General features: G+C 58.3%; 15 protein-coding genes. 4 read left to right on the top strand and 11 right to left on the bottom strand.

Translation table 11 applies throughout. The features are described 5' to 3' along the window. Window positions 1–122: 122 nt before the first annotated feature. On the top strand, window positions 123–941 hold the full coding sequence (ppsR, locus tag H9642_RS09665; RefSeq protein WP_251836231.1) for a posphoenolpyruvate synthetase regulatory kinase/phosphorylase PpsR: 819 nt from the start codon (window positions 123–125) through the stop codon (window positions 939–941). A gap of 47 nt (window positions 942–988) precedes the next feature. Here the strand turns inward: ppsR and prpD are convergent, their stop codons facing one another. The 6 genes from prpD to H9642_RS09695 all read right to left on the bottom strand — a co-directional run bounded on the left by prpD (window position 989) and on the right by H9642_RS09695 (window position 9,255). Continuing rightward, window positions 989–2,473 carry a 2-methylcitrate dehydratase gene (gene prpD, locus H9642_RS09670; RefSeq protein WP_251836232.1) on the bottom strand — a complete coding sequence of 495 codons (1,485 nt, stop codon included), beginning with the start codon at window positions 2,471–2,473 and terminating at the stop codon, window positions 989–991. A 55-nt stretch (window positions 2,474–2,528) separates the two neighbouring features. Further along, window positions 2,529–3,719 carry a 2-methylaconitate cis-trans isomerase PrpF gene (gene prpF / locus H9642_RS09675; RefSeq protein WP_251836233.1) on the bottom strand — a complete coding sequence of 397 codons (1,191 nt, stop codon included), beginning with the start codon at window positions 3,717–3,719 and terminating at the stop codon, window positions 2,529–2,531. A 60-nt stretch (window positions 3,720–3,779) separates the two neighbouring features. Beyond that, window positions 3,780–6,392: a Fe/S-dependent 2-methylisocitrate dehydratase AcnD gene (gene acnD, locus H9642_RS09680; protein ID WP_251836234.1), complete on the bottom strand. Its 2,613-nt coding sequence runs from the start codon at window positions 6,390–6,392 to the stop codon at window positions 3,780–3,782. Between the two features lie 67 nt (window positions 6,393–6,459). After that, complete coding sequence (prpC, locus tag H9642_RS09685; protein WP_251836235.1) at window positions 6,460–7,587, bottom strand: bifunctional 2-methylcitrate synthase/citrate synthase; 1,128 nt, start codon at window positions 7,585–7,587, stop codon at window positions 6,460–6,462. A gap of 76 nt (window positions 7,588–7,663) precedes the next feature. Further along, window positions 7,664–8,551 carry a methylisocitrate lyase gene (gene prpB / locus H9642_RS09690; RefSeq protein WP_251836236.1) on the bottom strand — a complete coding sequence of 296 codons (888 nt, stop codon included), beginning with the start codon at window positions 8,549–8,551 and terminating at the stop codon, window positions 7,664–7,666. Beyond that, a complete protein-coding gene (locus H9642_RS09695) occupies window positions 8,548–9,255 on the bottom strand; it encodes a GntR family transcriptional regulator (RefSeq protein ID WP_251836237.1) in 708 nt (235 codons plus the stop codon). The genes prpB and H9642_RS09695 overlap by 4 nt, the downstream gene beginning before the upstream one ends. A 306-nt stretch (window positions 9,256–9,561) precedes the next feature. Here H9642_RS09695 and rloA point away from each other — a divergent pair, with 306 nt between their 5' ends. From rloA to H9642_RS09710, 3 genes are read left to right on the top strand one after another with little or no spacing between them, the layout of a single operon-like run. After that, window positions 9,562–10,098: a retropepsin-like aspartic peptidase RloA gene (gene rloA, locus H9642_RS09700; protein ID WP_251836238.1), complete on the top strand. Its 537-nt coding sequence runs from the start codon at window positions 9,562–9,564 to the stop codon at window positions 10,096–10,098. Window positions 10,099–10,106: 8 nt separating this feature from the next. Continuing rightward, the gene (gene rloB, locus H9642_RS09705) at window positions 10,107–11,633 is read left to right on the top strand and encodes an osmotic stress tolerance membrane protein RloB (protein ID WP_251836239.1); all 1,527 of its coding nucleotides are present in this window, start codon (window positions 10,107–10,109) and stop codon (window positions 11,631–11,633) included. A gap of 3 nt (window positions 11,634–11,636) precedes the next feature. Beyond that, entirely contained in the window at window positions 11,637–12,620 is a 984-nt protein-coding gene (locus H9642_RS09710; RefSeq protein WP_251836240.1) for an alpha-L-glutamate ligase-like protein, read from the top strand. Window positions 12,621–12,675: 55 nt separating this feature from the next. On the opposite strand, the gene H9642_RS09715 is transcribed toward H9642_RS09710, so the two are convergent. From H9642_RS09715 to H9642_RS09735, 5 genes are all read right to left on the bottom strand, one after another. Beyond that, window positions 12,676–13,797 carry a MalM family protein gene (locus H9642_RS09715; protein WP_251836241.1) on the bottom strand — a complete coding sequence of 374 codons (1,122 nt, stop codon included), beginning with the start codon at window positions 13,795–13,797 and terminating at the stop codon, window positions 12,676–12,678. Between the two features lie 9 nt (window positions 13,798–13,806). Continuing rightward, entirely contained in the window at window positions 13,807–15,405 is a 1,599-nt protein-coding gene (locus H9642_RS09720) for an outer membrane protein transport protein (RefSeq protein WP_251836242.1), read from the bottom strand. Between the two features lie 18 nt (window positions 15,406–15,423). Further along, window positions 15,424–16,440, bottom strand: coding sequence for a transporter (locus tag H9642_RS09725; RefSeq protein WP_251836243.1), 1,017 nt, complete (start codon window positions 16,438–16,440; stop codon window positions 15,424–15,426). A 67-nt stretch (window positions 16,441–16,507) separates the two neighbouring features. Continuing rightward, window positions 16,508–17,269: a C39 family peptidase gene (locus H9642_RS09730; RefSeq protein ID WP_251836244.1), complete on the bottom strand. Its 762-nt coding sequence runs from the start codon at window positions 17,267–17,269 to the stop codon at window positions 16,508–16,510. 83 nt (window positions 17,270–17,352) lie between these two features. Beyond that, window positions 17,353–17,793, bottom strand: coding sequence for a DUF6160 family protein (locus tag H9642_RS09735; RefSeq protein WP_251836245.1), 441 nt, complete (start codon window positions 17,791–17,793; stop codon window positions 17,353–17,355). Window positions 17,794–17,893 lie beyond the last annotated feature (100 nt).

The raw sequence follows: 17,893 nt of genomic DNA on the forward strand, positions 1-17,893 counted from the left end.
GGATCTGCTCCGCTCGATTGGCCTGCCCCGGGGAAATAAGTGACAATGCCCACCGACCCGGCGTGGACATAGCCCGGGTATGATAGCCAAGAATCGTTCCTACCTTAAGGCCTTCGGCGCAAATGAAACGAACTGCTTTCTTCATCTCGGATGGAACCGGCATCACCGCCGAAACGCTTGGGCAAAGCCTGCTTGCACAATTTGAAAACATCACGTTTCAGAAGCTGACCCGGCCTTATATCGACAGTGCCGAAAAAGCGCGGGCCATGGTACAGCAAATCAATACCGCGGCTGAAAAAGACGGCATGCGCCCGATCATCTTCGACACCATCGTGAACCAGAGCATCCGCGACATCCTGGCGCAGTCAGACGGTTTCATGATCGACATCTTTTCCTGCTTCCTGTCGCCGCTGGAGCAGGAACTCAACGCCAGCTCCTCTTACTCGGTGGGCAAGTCGCACTCCATCTCGCACAGCGCCAACTATATGGAGCGCATCGAGGCGGTGAACTTTGCCCTCGACAATGACGACGGTGCGCGCACGCATTACTACGACAAGGCCGATCTGATTCTGGTTGGCGTATCGCGTTGCGGCAAGACGCCGACCTGCCTTTATATGGCTATGCAATACGGCATCCGCGCCGCCAACTACCCGCTGACCGAAGAAGACATGGAGCGCCTGCAATTGCCGGCGGCCCTCAAGCAATACAAGAGCAAGCTGTTCGGCCTGACCATCGATCCGGACCGGCTCACCGCCATCCGCAACGAGCGCAAGCCCAACAGCCGGTACGCCAGCTTCGCCCAGTGCGAATTCGAGGTGCGCGAGGTGGAGAATCTGTTCCGCCGCGAGAACATCCCCCACATCAATTCCACGCATTTCTCGGTGGAAGAGATCTCCGCCAAGATTCTGGTCGAGATCGGTGTAGAGCGGCGACTCAAGTAACGCCGCGCCTCTTGGACAGGGCGTGACGTCGCGCCCTGCCGTCTTGCTCAGATCACAAACAACTCCATGAAGCGGTTAACCGGCATCGCCTCCAGCCGAGCCTGATCCGAGCACAACTCGACGATCTGCGCACATCGCTGAGGGGCGAAACGCGTAGCCAGGCTCGCCTTGAACTTCTCCGCCAGTAAGGGGATGCCCTCGGTACGGCGCCGCCGGTGGCCCAGCGGATACTCCACCTCCACATTCTCGGTACACGAGCCATCCTGGAAGAACACCTGCACGGCATTGGCAATGGAGCGCTTGTCAGGGTCCAGATAGTCACGGCTGTAACGCGGCTGCTCGACCACGCCCATCTTTTCGCGCAGCTCATCGATGATCGGGTGAGCAGCATGGAATCCATCCTCGTAATGCTCGGCAGTCAGGTGGCCGAAGATCAGCGGCACGGCAGTCATGTACTGCAGGCAATGGTCACGGTCGGCGGGGTTGGCCAGCGGGCCGACCTTGGAAATGATGCGAATTGCTGATTCCTGGGTGGTGATAACGATCCGGTCGATCGCGTGTAGCCGCCCCCGCACCTGCGGATGCAGTATCACCGCCGCCTCGCATGCAGTCTGTGCATGGAACTCGGCGGGAAAGCTGATCTTGAACAGCACGTTTTCCATGACGTAACTTCCGTAGCCACGTGAAAAACGGAACTCGCGCTCGTTCTGTGTTTTGGTCTGCAAATCAACATTTGTATGACTGAACGACACGTCATAAAAGCCCCACTGCCGCGTGCTCAGCACACCGGGTATGCCCATTTCGCCGCGCCGGGCGATATCGGCCAAACGCACGCCACGGCTGGACGCATCGCCCGCCGCCCAGGATTTTCGCGAACCGGCGTTGGGTGCGTGGCGATAGGTACGCAACGCCTGTCCGTCCACAAAGGCATGGGACAGTGCAGACAATACCTGCTCACGGCTCGCTCCCATCAGCTTGGCACACACCGCGGTGGAGGCCACCTTGACCAGCAGCACGTGATCGAGGCCGACACGATTGAATGCGTTATCCAGGGCCAGCACGCCCTGGATCTCATGGGCCATGATCATCGACTCGAGCACGACACGCAGCGGCAACGGTGCATCGCCTCGGGAAACCGCGAGCTGCGAGAGATGATCGGCTACGGCGAGGATCGCGCCCAGGTTGTCCGAGGGATGCCCCCACTCCGCCGCCAGCCAGGTGTCGTTGTAATCCAGCCAGCGGACCAGGCAACCGATATCCCAAGCCGCCTTGACCGGGTCCAGGCAAAAACGTGTGCCTGGTACGCGGGCGCCCCGGGGCACAAAGGTGCCTTCGACGAGGGGGCCCAGATGCTTGGTGCATTCGGGAAAGCGCAGCGCCAGCAACGCACAACCCAGGCTGTCCATCAGACAATGACGCGCAGTACTCAGCGCCTCTTGCGACTCGACCCGGTAGCCCAGGACATAGTCGGCGATATCCTGCAGAACCTGGTCGTACTCGGGGCGATCGTTCAGATCAACGTTGGCGCTCATGACACTGACCCTCGGTAATGAGGATCAGTGTAGGAGACCCGCTCTGGCAGGCCGGCTAAAAGGCGTCGCCGGGCACGCGCACCCAGCCATCCATCAGCACCCGGGCGCTGCGACTCATGATGGCCTTGGTAACCGTCCACTGACCCTTCACGTGACGGGCTTCGGCACCCACCCGAAGGGTGCCTGATGGGTGACCGAAGCGCACCGCGCTGCGCTCGCCACCGCCCGCAGCGAGGTTGACCAGGGTGCCGGGAATAGCTGCAGCAGTACCGATTGCCACCGCAGCCGTGCCCATCATCGCATGGTGCAGCTTGCCCATCGACATTGCGCGTACCAGCAGATCCACGTCGCCAGCGTTCACGGCCTTGCCACTGGAAGAAACGTAATCGGCCGGCGGCGCCACGAAGGCCACCTTCGGCGTGTGCTGACGCTGGGCCGCCTCGGACAGGTCCTTGATCAACCCCATGCGCACTGCACCTTGGGCACGAATGCTTTCGAACAGCTCCAGCGCCTTGGCATCGCCATTGATCGCTTCCTGCAATTCGGTGCCGGTGTAGCCGAGCTCCTGTGCATTGACGAAGATCGTAGGAATACCGGCATTGATCATTGTCGCCTTGAGCGTACCGATACCCGGCACCTCCAATTCATCCACCAGATTGCCGGTGGGGAACATCGCACCGCCCTCACCTTCGCCCTCATCGGCTGGATCGAGAAACTCCAGCTGCACTTCGGCCGCGGGGAATGTCACCCCATCCAGCTCGAAGCCGCCGGTTTCCTGTACATCCCATTGAGTGATAGGTACATGGGCGATGATGGTCTTGCCGATATTCGCCTGCCAGATCCGCACGGTTGCCACACCGTGCTCAGGAATCCTGCTGGCCTCTACCAGACCGCCACTGATGGCAAACGAGCCGACCGCTGCCGACAGGTTGCCACAATTGCCGCTCCAGTCCACGAAGGGTTTGTCGATCGATACCTGGCCGAACAGATAGTCGACGTCGTGATCGGGTCGGGTGCTCTTGGACAGGATGACTGTCTTGCTGGTGCTGGAAGTCGCTCCGCCCATGCCATCAATCTGTTTGCCGTACGGGTCGGGACTGCCGATCACGCGCAGCAACAGCGCATCGCGCGCAGCCCCTGGCACCTGAGCGGCTTCGGGCAAATCCTGCAGGCGAAAGAACACGCCCTTGCTGGTACCGCCGCGCATGTAGGTGGCGGGAATCTTGATTTGGGGTAGGTGTGCCATGAATGCTGTCCTGAATAATGGCCAGAGGCTGCACGACCGCAGCCGCTGGCCCAGAGCGATTTAACGGGCCTCGTCCGACTCCAGGAAGTCCTGGGCGAAACGCTGCAATACGCCGCCGGCGTCGTAGATCGACACCTCTTCATCACTGTCCAGGCGGCAAGTCACCGGCACGTCCAGGCGTTCGCCGTTGCGCCGGGTGATGATCAGCGTCAGGGTTGCTCGTGGAGTGCGTTCGCCGATCACATCGAAGGTTTCGCTACCATCGATGCCCAGCGTCTTGCGGTCGGTGCCCGGCTTGAACTCCAGCGGCAACACACCCATGCCCACTAGGTTGGTGCGGTGAATGCGCTCGAAGCCTTCGGCCACGATGGCCTCTACACCGGCCAGGCGCACGCCCTTGGCCGCCCAGTCGCGAGACGATCCTTGTCCGTAATCGGCGCCGGCGATAATGATCAACGGCTGCTTGCGATTCATGTAGGTTTCGATGGCTTCCCACATGCGCATCACCTGCCCTTCGGGCTCGACACGGGTCAGTGAACCCTTTTTCACCTGCCCATCAACCACGGCCATTTCGTTGACCAGCTGTGGGTTGGCGAAGGTGGCGCGCTGCGCCGTCAAGTGGTCGCCGCGGTGCGTTGCGTAGGAGTTGAAGTCCTCTTCCGGCAGGCCCATCTTCGCCAGGTATTCACCCGCAGCGCTGTCGGGCAGGATGGCGTTGGAGGGCGACAGGTGGTCGGTGGTGATGTTGTCCGGCAGCACTGCCAGCGGGCGCATGCCCTTGAGTGTGCGCTCCCCAGCCAGGGCGCCTTCCCAGTAGGGCGGACGGCGAATATAGGTGGACATCGGGCGCCAGTCGTACAGCGGGCTCTTGGCCTCTTCCACGGTACCCAGATCGAACATCGGAATGTAGACCTGCTTGAACTGCTCCGGTTTGACGCTGGCAGCAACGATGGCGTCGATTTCCTCGTCGCTCGGCCACAGATCCTTCAAGGTCACGGGGTTGCCTTGGGCGTCGTGGCCCAGCACATCCTGCTCGATGTCGAAGCGCACGGTGCCGGCAAGGGCATAGGCCACCACCAGCGGTGGCGAGGCGAGAAACGCCTGCTTGGCATAGGGATGGATACGGCCATCGAAGTTGCGGTTGCCGGACAGCACGGCCGTGGCATACAGGTCGCGGTCGATGATTTCCTGCTGAATCACCGGGTCCAGCGCACCGGACATGCCGTTGCAGGTGGTGCAGGCGTAGCCGACGATGCCGAAACCGAGCTTTTCCAGTTCGGGCAGCAGGCCGGCCTCTTCCAGATACAGCTTGGCGACCTTGGAACCCGGAGCGAAGGACGTCTTGACCCAGGGCTTGCGCAGCAGACCCAGTTCGTTGGCCTTCTTCGCCACCAGGCCGGCAGCGACCACGTTGCGCGGGTTGGAGGTGTTGGTGCAACTGGTGATGGCGGCAATGATCACTGCGCCATCGGGCATCAGGCCTTGGGCTTCCTCGGCGCGGGCCGCAGCCAGCTGGGCGTCGCTGGCGATACCGCGCTCCTGCAGCGCACTGGTCGGCAGGCGACGGTGCGGGTTGCTCGGGCCGGCCATGTTGCGCACGACGCTGGACAGGTCGAACGACAGCACGCGCTCATACTGGGCGGTTTTCAGGGCATCGGCCCAAAGGCCAGTGGTGCGGGCGTAATTCTCGACCAACGCCACCTGCTCCGGCTCGCGACCGGTTAGCTTGAGGTACTCGAGGGTCTGCTGGTCGATGTAGAACATCGCCGCCGTCGCGCCGTACTCGGGGCACATGTTGGAGATGGTGGCGCGGTCGCCGATGGACAGGCTGTCGGCACCTTCGCCAAAGAACTCGACCCAGGCACCGACTACGCGCTCCTGACGCAGGAATTCAGTCAGGGCCAGGACAATATCGGTGGCAGTGATGCCCGGCTGACGCTTGCCGGTCAGCTTGACGCCGACGATATCGGGCAGGCGCATCATGGAAGCGCGGCCCAGCATCACGGTTTCGGCCTCCAGGCCGCCGACACCGATGGCGATGACGCCCAGGGCATCCACATGGGGCGTATGCGAGTCGGTACCGACGCAGGTGTCCGGGAAGGCCACACCGTCGCGCGCCTGGATCACCGGGCTCATCTTCTCCAGGTTGATCTGGTGCATGATCCCGTTACCGGCTGGGATCACGTCGACATTCTTGAATGCAGTCTTGGTCCACTCGATAAAGTGGAAACGGTCTTCGTTGCGACGCTCTTCCACGGCGCGATTCTTCTCGAACGCGTCCGGGTCGAAGCCGGCATGTTCCACCGCCAGTGAGTGGTCGACAATCAGTTGGGTCGGCACCACCGGGTTGACCTTGGACGGGTCGCCCCCTTGCTCGGCAATCGCATCGCGCAGGCCTGCCAGATCCACCAGCGCGGTCTGGCCAAGGATGTCATGGCACACCACGCGAGCCGGGTACCAAGGAAAGTCCAGGTCCTGCCGGCGCTCGATGATCTGCCTCAGTGAGTCGCTCAGCATGGCCGGATCGCAGCGGCGTACGAGCTGCTCAGCCAGAACTCGCGAGGTATAGGGAAGCGTGTCGTAGGCGCCCGGCTGGATGGCTTCGACCGCGGCCCGGGTATCGAAATAGTCCAGCTGGGTGCCTGGCAGGGATTTACGGAATTCGGTGTTCATGCCTTGGACTCATGGTGATGTTTCATAAAGCGGATGAGCGGACCGGTGCCGGCCCGCTCCTGGCAAATCAGCGCTGGTCGATCGGCACGACCTTGCGCAACTCCACGCCGACGTACTCGGCACTGGGTCGGATGATGCGGTTGTTGGCACGCTGCTCGAAGACGTGACTGCACCAACCGGCCATGCGCGAGCAGACAAAGATCGGCGTGAACAGCGGCGTCGGAATGCCCATGAAGTGATAAGCCGAGGCGTGGTAGAAATCCGCGTTGGGGAAGAGCTTCTTCTGTTCCCACATGGTTTCATCGATGGCCACCGAGACCGGGTAAAGCACGGTGTCGCCCACGGTGTCGGCAAGTTTTTTCGCCCATTGCTTGATCACTTCGTTACGCGGGTCGCTGTCCTTGTAGATCGCATGGCCGAAACCCATGATCTTTTCCTTGCGCTCAATCAGCGCCAAGGTGCCGGCACGGGCGTCTTCCGGCGTCTTGTAGCTGGCGATCATCTCCATCGCCGCTTCGTTTGCACCGCCGTGCAGCGGGCCACGCAGCGTGCCGATGGCGCCGGTGACGCAGGAATAGATGTCGGACAGGGTCGAAGCACACACCCGCGCCGCAAACGTGGAAGCGTTGAACTCATGCTCGGCGTACAGAATCAAGGAGACGTTCATCACCTTGACCTCCAGCTCGCTCGGCTTTCGCCCATGTAGCAGGGCCAGGAAATGCCCCCCGAGACTTTCTTCATCACTGGTGCAGTTGATGCGCACGCCGCCGTGGCTGAAGCGGTACCAGTAGGCCATGACCGAAGGGCCCATGGCCAACAGCCGGTCTGCCTTGTCCTGCTGCTGGGAAAAATCGGTTTCCGGTTCCAGCATGCCCAGCACCGAGCAGGCGGTACGGATCACGTCCATGGGGTGCGCATTGGCCGGAGCGCGCTCCAGGACTTCCTTCAGCACATCGGGCAGGTCGCGCCACTGGTGCAGCCGCTCGCGATAGGCGGCCAGCTGGGCAGCATTCGGCAACTCGCCATGGAATAACAGGTAGGCCACTTCCTCAAAACAGGCATGCTCGGCCAGATCACGCACGTCATAACCGCGATAGGTCAGACCGGCGCCCTCCTTGCCAACCGTGGACAGGGCGGTTTGCCCGGCGATTTGCCCGCGCAGTCCTGCGCCGGTGAGTACTTTTGCGTCAGCCATTGCTTTCTCCTTCTTGGATTTGTTCTGGATAGTGCACAATTGCCTTGCCGGCTCCTTGTCAGGCGCCTTGTTCGTTTCAGCCTTTCTTCTGCGCAAACAACGCATCGAGACTTTGCTCGAAGGCGTGATAATTAATGCGTTCGTACAGCTCCATGCGCGTCTGCATGGTATCGATCACGTTCTTCTGCGATCCATCGCGACGGATCGCGGTGTAAACGTTCTCGGCCGCCTTGTTCATGGCCCGGAACGCAGAGAGTGGATACAACACCAGAGATACAGCGGCACTGGCCAGCTCTTCGGTGGTGTACAACGGTGTGGCACCAAATTCTGTAATATTGGCCAGAATCGGCGCCTTTACACGCTCGGCGAACGTGCGGTACATGGCCAATTCGGTAATGGCCTCGGGAAACACCATGTCGGCACCGGCTTCCACGCAGGCGGCTGCGCGGTCCAGTGCGGCGTTCAGGCCTTCCACCGCCAGCGCATCGGTACGCGCCATGATCACGAAGCTGTCGTCCGTGCGGGCATCGACCGCCGCCTTGATGCGATCGACCATTTCCTGTTGGGAAACGATTTCCTTGTTGGGACGATGACCGCACCGCTTGGCGCCTACTTGGTCCTCAATATGAATCGCGGCAGCGCCGAACTTGATCATCGACTTGACCGTGCGCGCCACGTTGAAGGCCGAGGCGCCAAAGCCGGTGTCGACATCCACTAGCAGCGGCAAGTCGCAGACATCAGTAATACGGCGTACATCGGTCAGGACATCATCCAGACCGGTGATGCCCAGATCCGGCACCCCTAGAGAACCGGCGGCCACCCCGCCCCCCGACAGATAGATCGCTTTGAAACCCGCGCGCTTGGCCAGCAGTGCATGGTTGGCATTGATGGCACCGACCACCTGCAGGGGATGCTCGGCAGCCACCGCGTCACGAAAACGCTGGCCCGGAGTACTTTGGCTCATGACTCACCTCTTTGCTGATTGTCCTGAAAGTATTGCTCGGCATTGCGCCGCGACGCTGCTATGTGCCGACGCATCAATAATTCGGCCAGTTCGCCGTCTCGCTCGGCGATAGCATCGAGAATACGATGATGCTCGCTGAAGGCCTGATGCGGCCGGTTTGGCGTTTTGGAAAACTGAATGCGGTACATGCGTACCAACTGGTACAGCTCGTCGCAGAGCAACTTCACAAGCGTCTGATTGCCACTGCCCTGGATAATCCGGTAGTGGAAATCAAAATCGCCCTCCTGCTGGTAATAACCACGCCCAGCCCGGAACGCTTCGTCGCGCTCATGGGTTTCCAGAACGCGCCGCAATTCGTCGACGTCCCCTTGGGTCATGCGCTCAGCCGCCAAACGGCAGGCCATGCCTTCCAGTGACTCACGTATTTCGTACAGCTCGATAAGCTCGCTCTGGCCCAATGACACAACTCGCGCACCCACATGGGGAACTCTTACTAAAAGTCGCTGTCCCTCAAGGCGGTGAATGGCTTCCCGAAGCGGCCCGCGACTGATGCCATACACTCGCGCAAGCTCCGGCTCGGAAATCTTGCTCCCCGGAGCAATCTCTCCCCTGACAATTGCCGCCTGAATGCTGCGAAACACTTGTTCGGACAGGGTTTCCCCGTCCTCGCCCTTGACCTGAGCAGCGAACTCAATTTCAAACATTGTCGACACCTTGAATTCTCCTGCGGGCAAGGATAGCCGAAAACCGGGCAAATCAACTAGCCGATTACCCAGTATTGTCGACACTCATCGAGAAACGCCATGCTACCTTCGTCATCCTTTCCGGCCCCCGATCGCGTAACAGCGATGCAATCGCAGTCACAAAACCTGCGTGTTAGAATCTGCGCCCCAAGCGCTAACCTGAGCACCGCGAATCAGTCCATTTCCCTGAACTCGCTGGCACCCATAGGCTTCCGCCACGCCGCCAGTCATCTTTGACCCCGCCGCCGACAGCAATTACTGGACCCTATGAGACGCACGTTTTCGATCGCCTTCAGCTTTCTGTTTTGCTTTGCCAGCCAAAGCTTTGCCCTTGAAAAAACCATCTATGGTTTGAACGAGTACGCCCTGCTTGCCGACCTCGATAAACAATTGGCAGCCAAACTCGACACGGGGGCGAAAACCTCATCCCTCAGCGCCCATGACATTCAACGCTTCAGTCGTGAGGGAGAAACCTGGGTTCGTTTCCGTCTGGGCCTTGAGGGGGCCGACGATTCGGTGATCGAGCGGCCGTTATCGCGCATCAGCAAGATCAAGCGTCGTGCTGGTGATATTGATCCTGAGGAAAACAAGACCTACACCGCTCGCCCAGTCATTGAGCTGCAGCTCTGCCTGGGTCAGGCACAACGTACGATTGAGGTAAACCTCACAGATCGCAGCGCCTTTCAATATCCATTATTGATAGGCTCCGAAGCGCTCAAACAATTTGAAGCCTTGGTCGATCCCAGCCTTAAATACGCAGCCGGCAAACCCGACTGCGCACCTGACGCACCCTCTGGCGAGTAAACAGCCCCATGCGCTCTCTTACCCTGCATCTGAAAATCCTGATCACCATCCTGGTGGCCTTGGGCGTTCTGATTACGGCCTATCAGATCTTCATACTGGGCATTCCGGTCACTGAGGACGAAACCGATGATCTGTGGAATATCGACGCCAAAGTCGAGTTTCAAGCCAACCCCAGGGAACCGGTCAAGGTTCAAATGTTCGTCCCGCCGCTGAACCAAGACCATGTCAGCCTCAATGAAAGCTTTATCTCGAACAATTACGGGGTGAGCATCAACCGCATCGATGGCAACCGCAAAGTTACCTGGTCGGCCCGCCGGGCCAACGGCAGCCAGACGCTGTATTACCGCCTGGTGCTTACCAAGCGCTACGGTGTGGAAAAGCCCGAAGAAAAAGGGCCTATCTTCCGCGATAGCATCCCCATTGAAGGGCCGGAAAAAATTGCCGCCGAAGCGCTGCTGGCGCCCATTCGCCAACATTCGGCGGATGTTGAAACGTTCATCAGCGAAACGATCAAGCGGGTCAACAATACCGCTGACGACAATGTCGGGCTGTTATTGGGGGGAGACCGATCAATCCCCAACAAGGCCAAGGTCATCGACCTGTTGCTGTCCGTTGCCCATGTCCCGATGGAACGGGTCAATGCCATTCGGTTGACCGCCGATATCTCCCAGACGCCGGAGCTGTGGCTGCGCAGTTACAACGGCAGCCAATGGTTGTACTTCAATCCGGTTACCGGGGAGCAAGGGCTACCGAGCGACCGGCTGATCTGGTGGGTCGGCGACGACCCGCTGGTCAGCGTCGAAGGCGGCAAACAACCCCATGTCACCTTCACCCTCAATAACAGCGAGATCAATGCGATCCGTCTGGCCAAGCTCACCGATGAGCAAACCGACGCCGGCTTCCTCGAATACTCGCTTTACGGTCTGCCGCTGCAAACCCAGCAGACTTATCAGATCATGATCATGATTCCCATCGGCGTGCTGGTGATCCTGATCCTGCGCAACCTGGGCGGCCTGCAGACCCTTGGAACGTTTACCCCGGTACTGATCGCCCTGGCCTTCCGCGAAACCCAACTGGGTTTCGGTATTGTCCTGTTTACCTTGATTACCGCACTGGGCCTGTCACTGCGATCTTATCTTGAGCACCTCAAGCTACAGATGCTGCCACGCCTTTCCGTGGTGCTGACTTTCGTTGTGGTGCTGATTGCAATCATCAGTTTGCTCAGCCACAAGCTGGGCCTTGAGCGCGGCCTGTCCATCGCCCTGTTCCCCATGGTCATCCTGACCATGACCATCGAACGCTTGTCGATCACCTGGGAAGAACGCGGCGGCACCCATGCCTTCAAGGTGGCGATCGGCACGCTGGTTGCGGCCACCCTGGCTTTCATGCTGATGAGCATTCCAGAGCTGACCTATTTCATCTTCACCTTCCCGGCGGTATTGCTGATCATGGTGGGCTTCATGCTGGCAATGGGCCGCTACCGTGGTTACCGCCTGACCGAACTGTTCCGCTTCAAAGCCTTTTTGAAGGACTGAGCCATGTTAGGTCTATGGAGAACCTGGAAGGGCCTCAGCGACAAAGGCATCATGGGTATCAATCGGCGCAATGCGGACTACGTGCTGAAGTACAACAAGCGCAGTCTGTACCCGATTGTCGATGACAAGATCATCACCAAGGAACGGGCCATCGAGGCCGGTATTCACGTCCCGGAAATGTACGGGATCATCGAGACGGAAAAGCAGATCGAGAAGCTCGAGACGATCATTGGCGGTCGCCAGGATTTCGTCATCAAACCTGCACAAGGCGCCGGGGGTGACGGCATTTTGGTGATCGCCGACCGCTTCGAAGGCCGTTACCGAACGGTGTCCGGCCGAATCATCAGCCTCGAGGAAATAGAGCAGCAGATCTCCAACATTCTCTCGGGCCTGTATTCCCTGGGCGGCCACCGTGACCGGGCGCTGATCGAGTATCGCGTCACGCCCGATCCGATCTTCAAGAGCATCAGCTACGAAGGCGTACCGGACATCCGCATCATCGTGCTGATGGGCTACCCAGTGATGGCCATGCTGCGCCTGCCCACCCGCCAGTCCAACGGCAAGGCCAACCTGCATCAGGGGGCCATCGGCGTGGGCGTGGATCTGGCCACGGGGGTTACCCTGCAAGGCACCTGGCTGAACAACAAGATCAGTAAGCACCCAGACACCACCAATGCCGTGGATGGCGTGCAATTGCCCAACTGGGACGGTTTCATGAAGCTCGCCGCAGGCTGCTACGAGCTCTGCGGACTGGGTTACATCGGCGTTGACATGGTCCTCGACCAGGACAAGGGGCCGTTGATTCTCGAACTCAATGCCCGCCCCGGTCTTAACATCCAGATTGCCAACGATTGCGGCCTGACACACCGGGCCCATGCCGTCGAGGCGCACCTGGCAAACTTGAAGAAGAAGGGCGACAAGGACACGCCTGAACAGCGCGTGAAATTTGCCCAGGAGTTGTTCGGGCACGTCCCAGCAAAGATTTGAACCAATCACTGCTAGAAGAAAGCCCGACCTACGCGTCGGGCTTTTTTACATCGACTCAGCGAATGATAGCCAGTTCGAACTCGCCATGATCTACATGGCGGTGCGTCTGCAGGCCAGTCGAATCAATCGCTGCTCGCTGCAGGGGACGGTTGAAGGGCTTGTTATCCAGAGTGCGCAAGACGCGGTCTTCATCCGTGGTCAGCAACAGCACATAGCGTTCCCCCTGTCCCGCATGCACGGGAACAGTGCCTTCCAGAAAGGCATAGCGATACCAGGTTTCCGGATGCAGCTGGTACACGGCATCGCTCACCAGGCGAGTGGGACGCTTGGCTTCGTCCAGAAACAATAGAGAGGGATAAACAACTTGCTTGTTGGCGAAACTGCGCACCCGCAAACCGTAGGTGTGCTGCGAGCGCGGCAGACTGAGGGCTGCGTAATAACTACGCCCCATGGGGAACTGCAAACTTGGCGAGAAGCGGCTCAGCTCCTGGTAGCGAGGCTCCTCTACGGAAAGCTCGGTAAATGCACTGTCCGACAATTGTGTGCAACAACGTTCAAGCAATGCCTGGTATGGACCGCCATCGCGCGCCTGGCTTCCCTTGAGTAACGCCTGCAGGGCTGGGCTGGGCTGGCCATCCAAGGCAGGCAGCCCAGGTGTGGCACGAGCGAACTCGATTTGCCGCCCCTCGGTGAATGCGATGGACGTGGGCTCGGCGATTCGTTCTGCGCCTTGCGGCAACGGCGAGTTATGCATACGCCCCTGATCGTCGACCCAGGTGTAGTAAGCCGTGCCGTGTTCGCTGCGCACAAAGCTGCGGCCTTCCAGAACGTCGGCATCAATGTACTCCGCGGCCGCGCCTCCATTGCGCAGTCGTTTGGTGTCGTGCCCCGCCTCTTCTACACCGGAGTAAGCACTGTTGTGCAACGTGCCATTGGCATCGACCCAAGTGAAGTAGCGACGCTTGCTTTCAGCCACCGCACCTGATGTCCATCCCCCGCTCCGCTTTTGATCGCCAGCCTCGATACGCCGCTCGGCCTGCCGCTGCTGCGCGGCATAACGATCATCGACGAAGGTGTTATGCACGTGACCCTGATCATCGATCCAGGTCAGATACCGACCATTATCTGCCTGGGCGCAGGTTCCGACGATCAGCAACATAAGCAGCACAAAAGGCATAGCGCGTACTCAAAAGCGGGTTCGATAAGTCAGGGCAAACACATAGGCTTTTACGGTGGTTTTGATGTCCAGGTCGGCATACGGGTTATAAACCATATCCAGCAGCCCCGAACAGTTCACGTTGCAACTGCTTCCTCCCGGAATGCTTTGTTTGCTGACCATGTAATTGAAGCCGATATCGATCTCGGTTTCCGGATCCCACCGATAACCAGCGCCCAAGCCATAAAGATCGGCATCTCCCAAGGGGGCAAGAGCATCCGCCTTATTGCCAGGTATCGCCGATTTTCGCGGCTCATATCCCATGCGCAAACTCAAGCGATCATTGACATCGAATTGCAGCCCGAAGGCCATGCTCCAGACGGACTCATAATCACGCGAAAGAATGATTGAATTGCGCGTGGCGTTGTTGGGTGAAAACACACTGGCCACTTTCAGGAAGTCCAGAGGTCGATCAAACTTCAGCTCGAAATTTTCCCACGCCGAATAGTCGGTCCATTTGACATCCATATTGAACTGCCACTGGCGATGCGGCTTCAATTTGATCCCCGTGGAAAAATGGGCCGGGTATGTAAGGTCCATCGACACGTTGCCTTGCTCATAGGCATAAAGCCCATCAGCGGACATCACACTCAGCGGTGGCAAGATACCGAAGACAGAACTTTTCAACCCCTGCCACAGACCTTGCCAGTTTTGCGTGTAATCAATGCGGTAGGTACCCTGCATGTGCATTTTTGCTTCGCTTTGATACACAGCGCCCAAGGCAAACCAGTCTCTGGGCTCCCATAGAATTCCAAGGTTCCAGGTCGGCGAGAGGGTTTGTTCTAAATCCACTTCCAATTCGGCGAGATCAGTGAACGGGCCAAGCTCTCCTCCGCACAGGTTGAGAATGATATCCAGCGGGTTGCTGCCCACGACACACATTGCATCCTGCACAGCCGCGATCAGGCCAGTGAACATGCCTGGGGCCCGAAGGTCTTGTTTTAGCGCCAGCGCCTGGTGAGAAAAGCCAATCGACAAGCCAACTGACAGCTCATCGTTTACCTGATAACCCACCGACGGTGAGAAATACGTGATGCGCTGCATGACGACTTCCTTGCCCTGATAACGGCCGGGGTCATCGTTTTCCCGCGTATAACCTACGGCTTGGGGCGTATAAATATTGGTGGCAAACGTAAACTTGGAACCGGGCGGGTTAATGGAGAGGCCGGCAAGTGGAGCCACCAGGACGGGGATTTCGGTTGTCCCGCCCAGTCCAGGCAAATACATGGCCGACGTGGTGGTTCTGCTTCGACTTCCAGCAATGGGATCCTGGTTATACCCGAAGAAATTGCTTCCATAATCGGCTGGCGCATCGAACTCAGCGCGAATGTCCATACCACCGGCAATGATCTTTACAGCCGTTTGCCGACCTTTGAGCTTGGTAAGAGCGGCAGGATTATAATGCACGGCATCAATACCGCTGGAATCCGCAGTGATGGCATTGCCCAAGGCCATGGCCTTAGGGTTGCCAATGGTCAGGTTTTGAGAAAATTGAGCCTGACTTTGCATCGCCCAGAGCAACGTCACCCCGGCAATCGCCCGCGCGAGCGGCGAAATTCGCTTACTCATGAATAGTCCGCCTGCGGGTTATTGGGCCTTCAGGCCCTTGATATCCAAGGGCATGGAGATTCCCAGCAGGACATCGGGCGAATCCTCGGTCATGCCAAACCCGGCATTGACATTAACGATGCGGTCTGGAGAAGTTCGCAGACCCAGCGAGAAATTCATAACCGCACTGGTTTGTTCAGTTCCCTTGCTGGTGCTATCAATAAACTCGTATTCAGGCTTCAGGTTGTGAGCCATCTGATAGGAAGCAGCCAGCGATACATCGTAGGACAAGGCATAAGCAAATCCCATGCTCAATGAGAAGGTTGACCCGGGTCTGACTTCTTGCAGTAACCTGCTGCCGAATACTTGGTCTATATCTTTGACCGGCAGGTTGTAGGTATAACCCAACGAGCCGAACAGAACGACTGGATCAATGACATAGGACATGTTTGCCCCGAGGCCCAGGCTGTAATAACCGTTACCTGTCGATAAGTCTTCACTGAGATTGATGTCGTATGGGCTTTCGCCGGTGGGAAGGCCAAGGTTGGCATACAAGGTAGTGACCGGCCGGCCGCGATGCGAATTCCAGGGTTGCCAGCGCAGGCTGGTAGATATATCGCCCAGGCTATATACATCCAGATCCCGTTCGGTGTCGTATTTGGCAATCATGGGCAAACGCACGCTAAAGGTCAGGTTATCCCAAACGCCATAGTCGAACGTAAACGAGTTGGTAAAGGTGTGCTGAGCCTCGCTTTGGCCTATTACGCTATATACGGGGTTGCTTATATCGTTATTGGCCCGGATGGTCTGAATCACCGTATCGCGAGTAAGGGAGTAATCGAAACCGTAGGTCAGTGTACGCTCCCCTTTCTTCAGCAAGGTATAGCTTTTTTCCGCCGCTTGGAAAACCTCTTCCAGCGCTTTTGCGCTATCTGCGTCTTCCTCTTTTTTGCTTAATGCTTCGCGAGCCTCATTAACGTCCTGTTCGGCCGCCCACACTGGACCAGCACTGGCTATTACCAAAAAAGCCAGCCACGCAACTCCCCTAACTCCCATGGCGCTACCCCTATTATTTTTAGATGCCGACACATCCTGTGCAGCGGGTGCTTATTGCGGCGGATAATTACTTACGGCGGATATATTGAATGCCACCGCCTGAGCCAAGCTCGGCAGCTTGGTTCTGGCTAAATTTCGCCAACTGTGGAAATTCGCGGAAAGCCAGAAGGCTGGTCGTTCGATCATCCACAAGCCGCATATCTCGCTCATCCAATGCCAGCGCATTTATAGAGGGGTTATCCCCCGGGTAGACGATGAATAATACGTTCTGATCCCACACAGCTTCGAAACGTGCCCGGGTAAAGCTGATATTGCCCAAGGCGGGGTCGGCCACAAACACATGGTCGTCACGTACATCCCGCACTACGACGAAATGCTTGAAGCCAGCATATTCAATAGGCACGATTGCAGGATGTTCCAGGCCTTCCAGATCGTCGAATTCAGCTCGAAAACCACCGCTTTCATAGCCCAGCGCTGCTACGAAACGCTTCATATCCAGCAAAGAAAAACCGCGTCGCTCGGCGATTTTTTCTGCCTCCCCGTAGTGCAGCAAGCCTTCCATGACCTGGCGCTCTTCCAGATTGCGCCCCAGGTAGTAATCCAGCAGCGTCGTCAGAGCGGCTGAACCGCAGCTGTAGTCATAGGCCTGACGAATCACATTACGAAACTGCAATTGATTCATCGGCTCCAGCACTACGCTTTCGCGCAATTGCCCTGCAGGAGTAAGTCCGTAGGTCAGATTGACCGTACCCTCGCGGACCGGCTTGGTATCCACTGTCTCGGTAAAACCGACAACGGCCAGCAAGCTGCCCAATAAAATCTCGATCATCTTTGCTGTGCACTCCCTTACCTGAGGAAGCGATCTACCAGCCAGAGCCGGTAGACCACCTTAAGCCTCAAGCCAACTGGTGCTTAGTGACCCCAGATCTTGATGGTAGTACCGGCCAGGTTCTGATCGATAATTGCCAGGGAGCCAATGCTGGCGGCAGAGGCGTCACCGACCTTGATGGCGGCGATTTCGATCTGACCGGTCATTTCCGGCAGGGAGATTTGCAGCTGCTGAGTATCGGTACCGGCGATATCAGTGGTAACCACGTCGATCATCAGCGGGTTGGCATCGGAAATGCTGAAGCCGGTGAAGGTGATACCTTCCAGGCGCAGGCTGCCGCCGTTGGTATCGTTATCGGTGTACACAATGGCGCCGATGCTGCCGTTGAAGTCACCGGACAGGCTAATGCCGTCCTGACCGGTCACGCTTGCCAGGGCGTTGTCATCCATGGCCTTGAGGTCGGCCTGAGCCATGAACGGAGCGGCCAGAAACGCTGCAGCCAGAGCCAGTTGGTTCAATTTCATTATTGTTATCTCCACAGTTCACAGATGGGGTTATCCATAGACACTGCCGCGACACCTGCCTCGACAGTAGGACCCCTCACCGCCCCGTACGGCATCTTCC

This window comes from Serpens gallinarum (genome assembly GCF_014836765.1).
Lineage (GTDB): Bacteria > Pseudomonadota > Gammaproteobacteria > Pseudomonadales > Pseudomonadaceae > Serpens > Serpens gallinarum.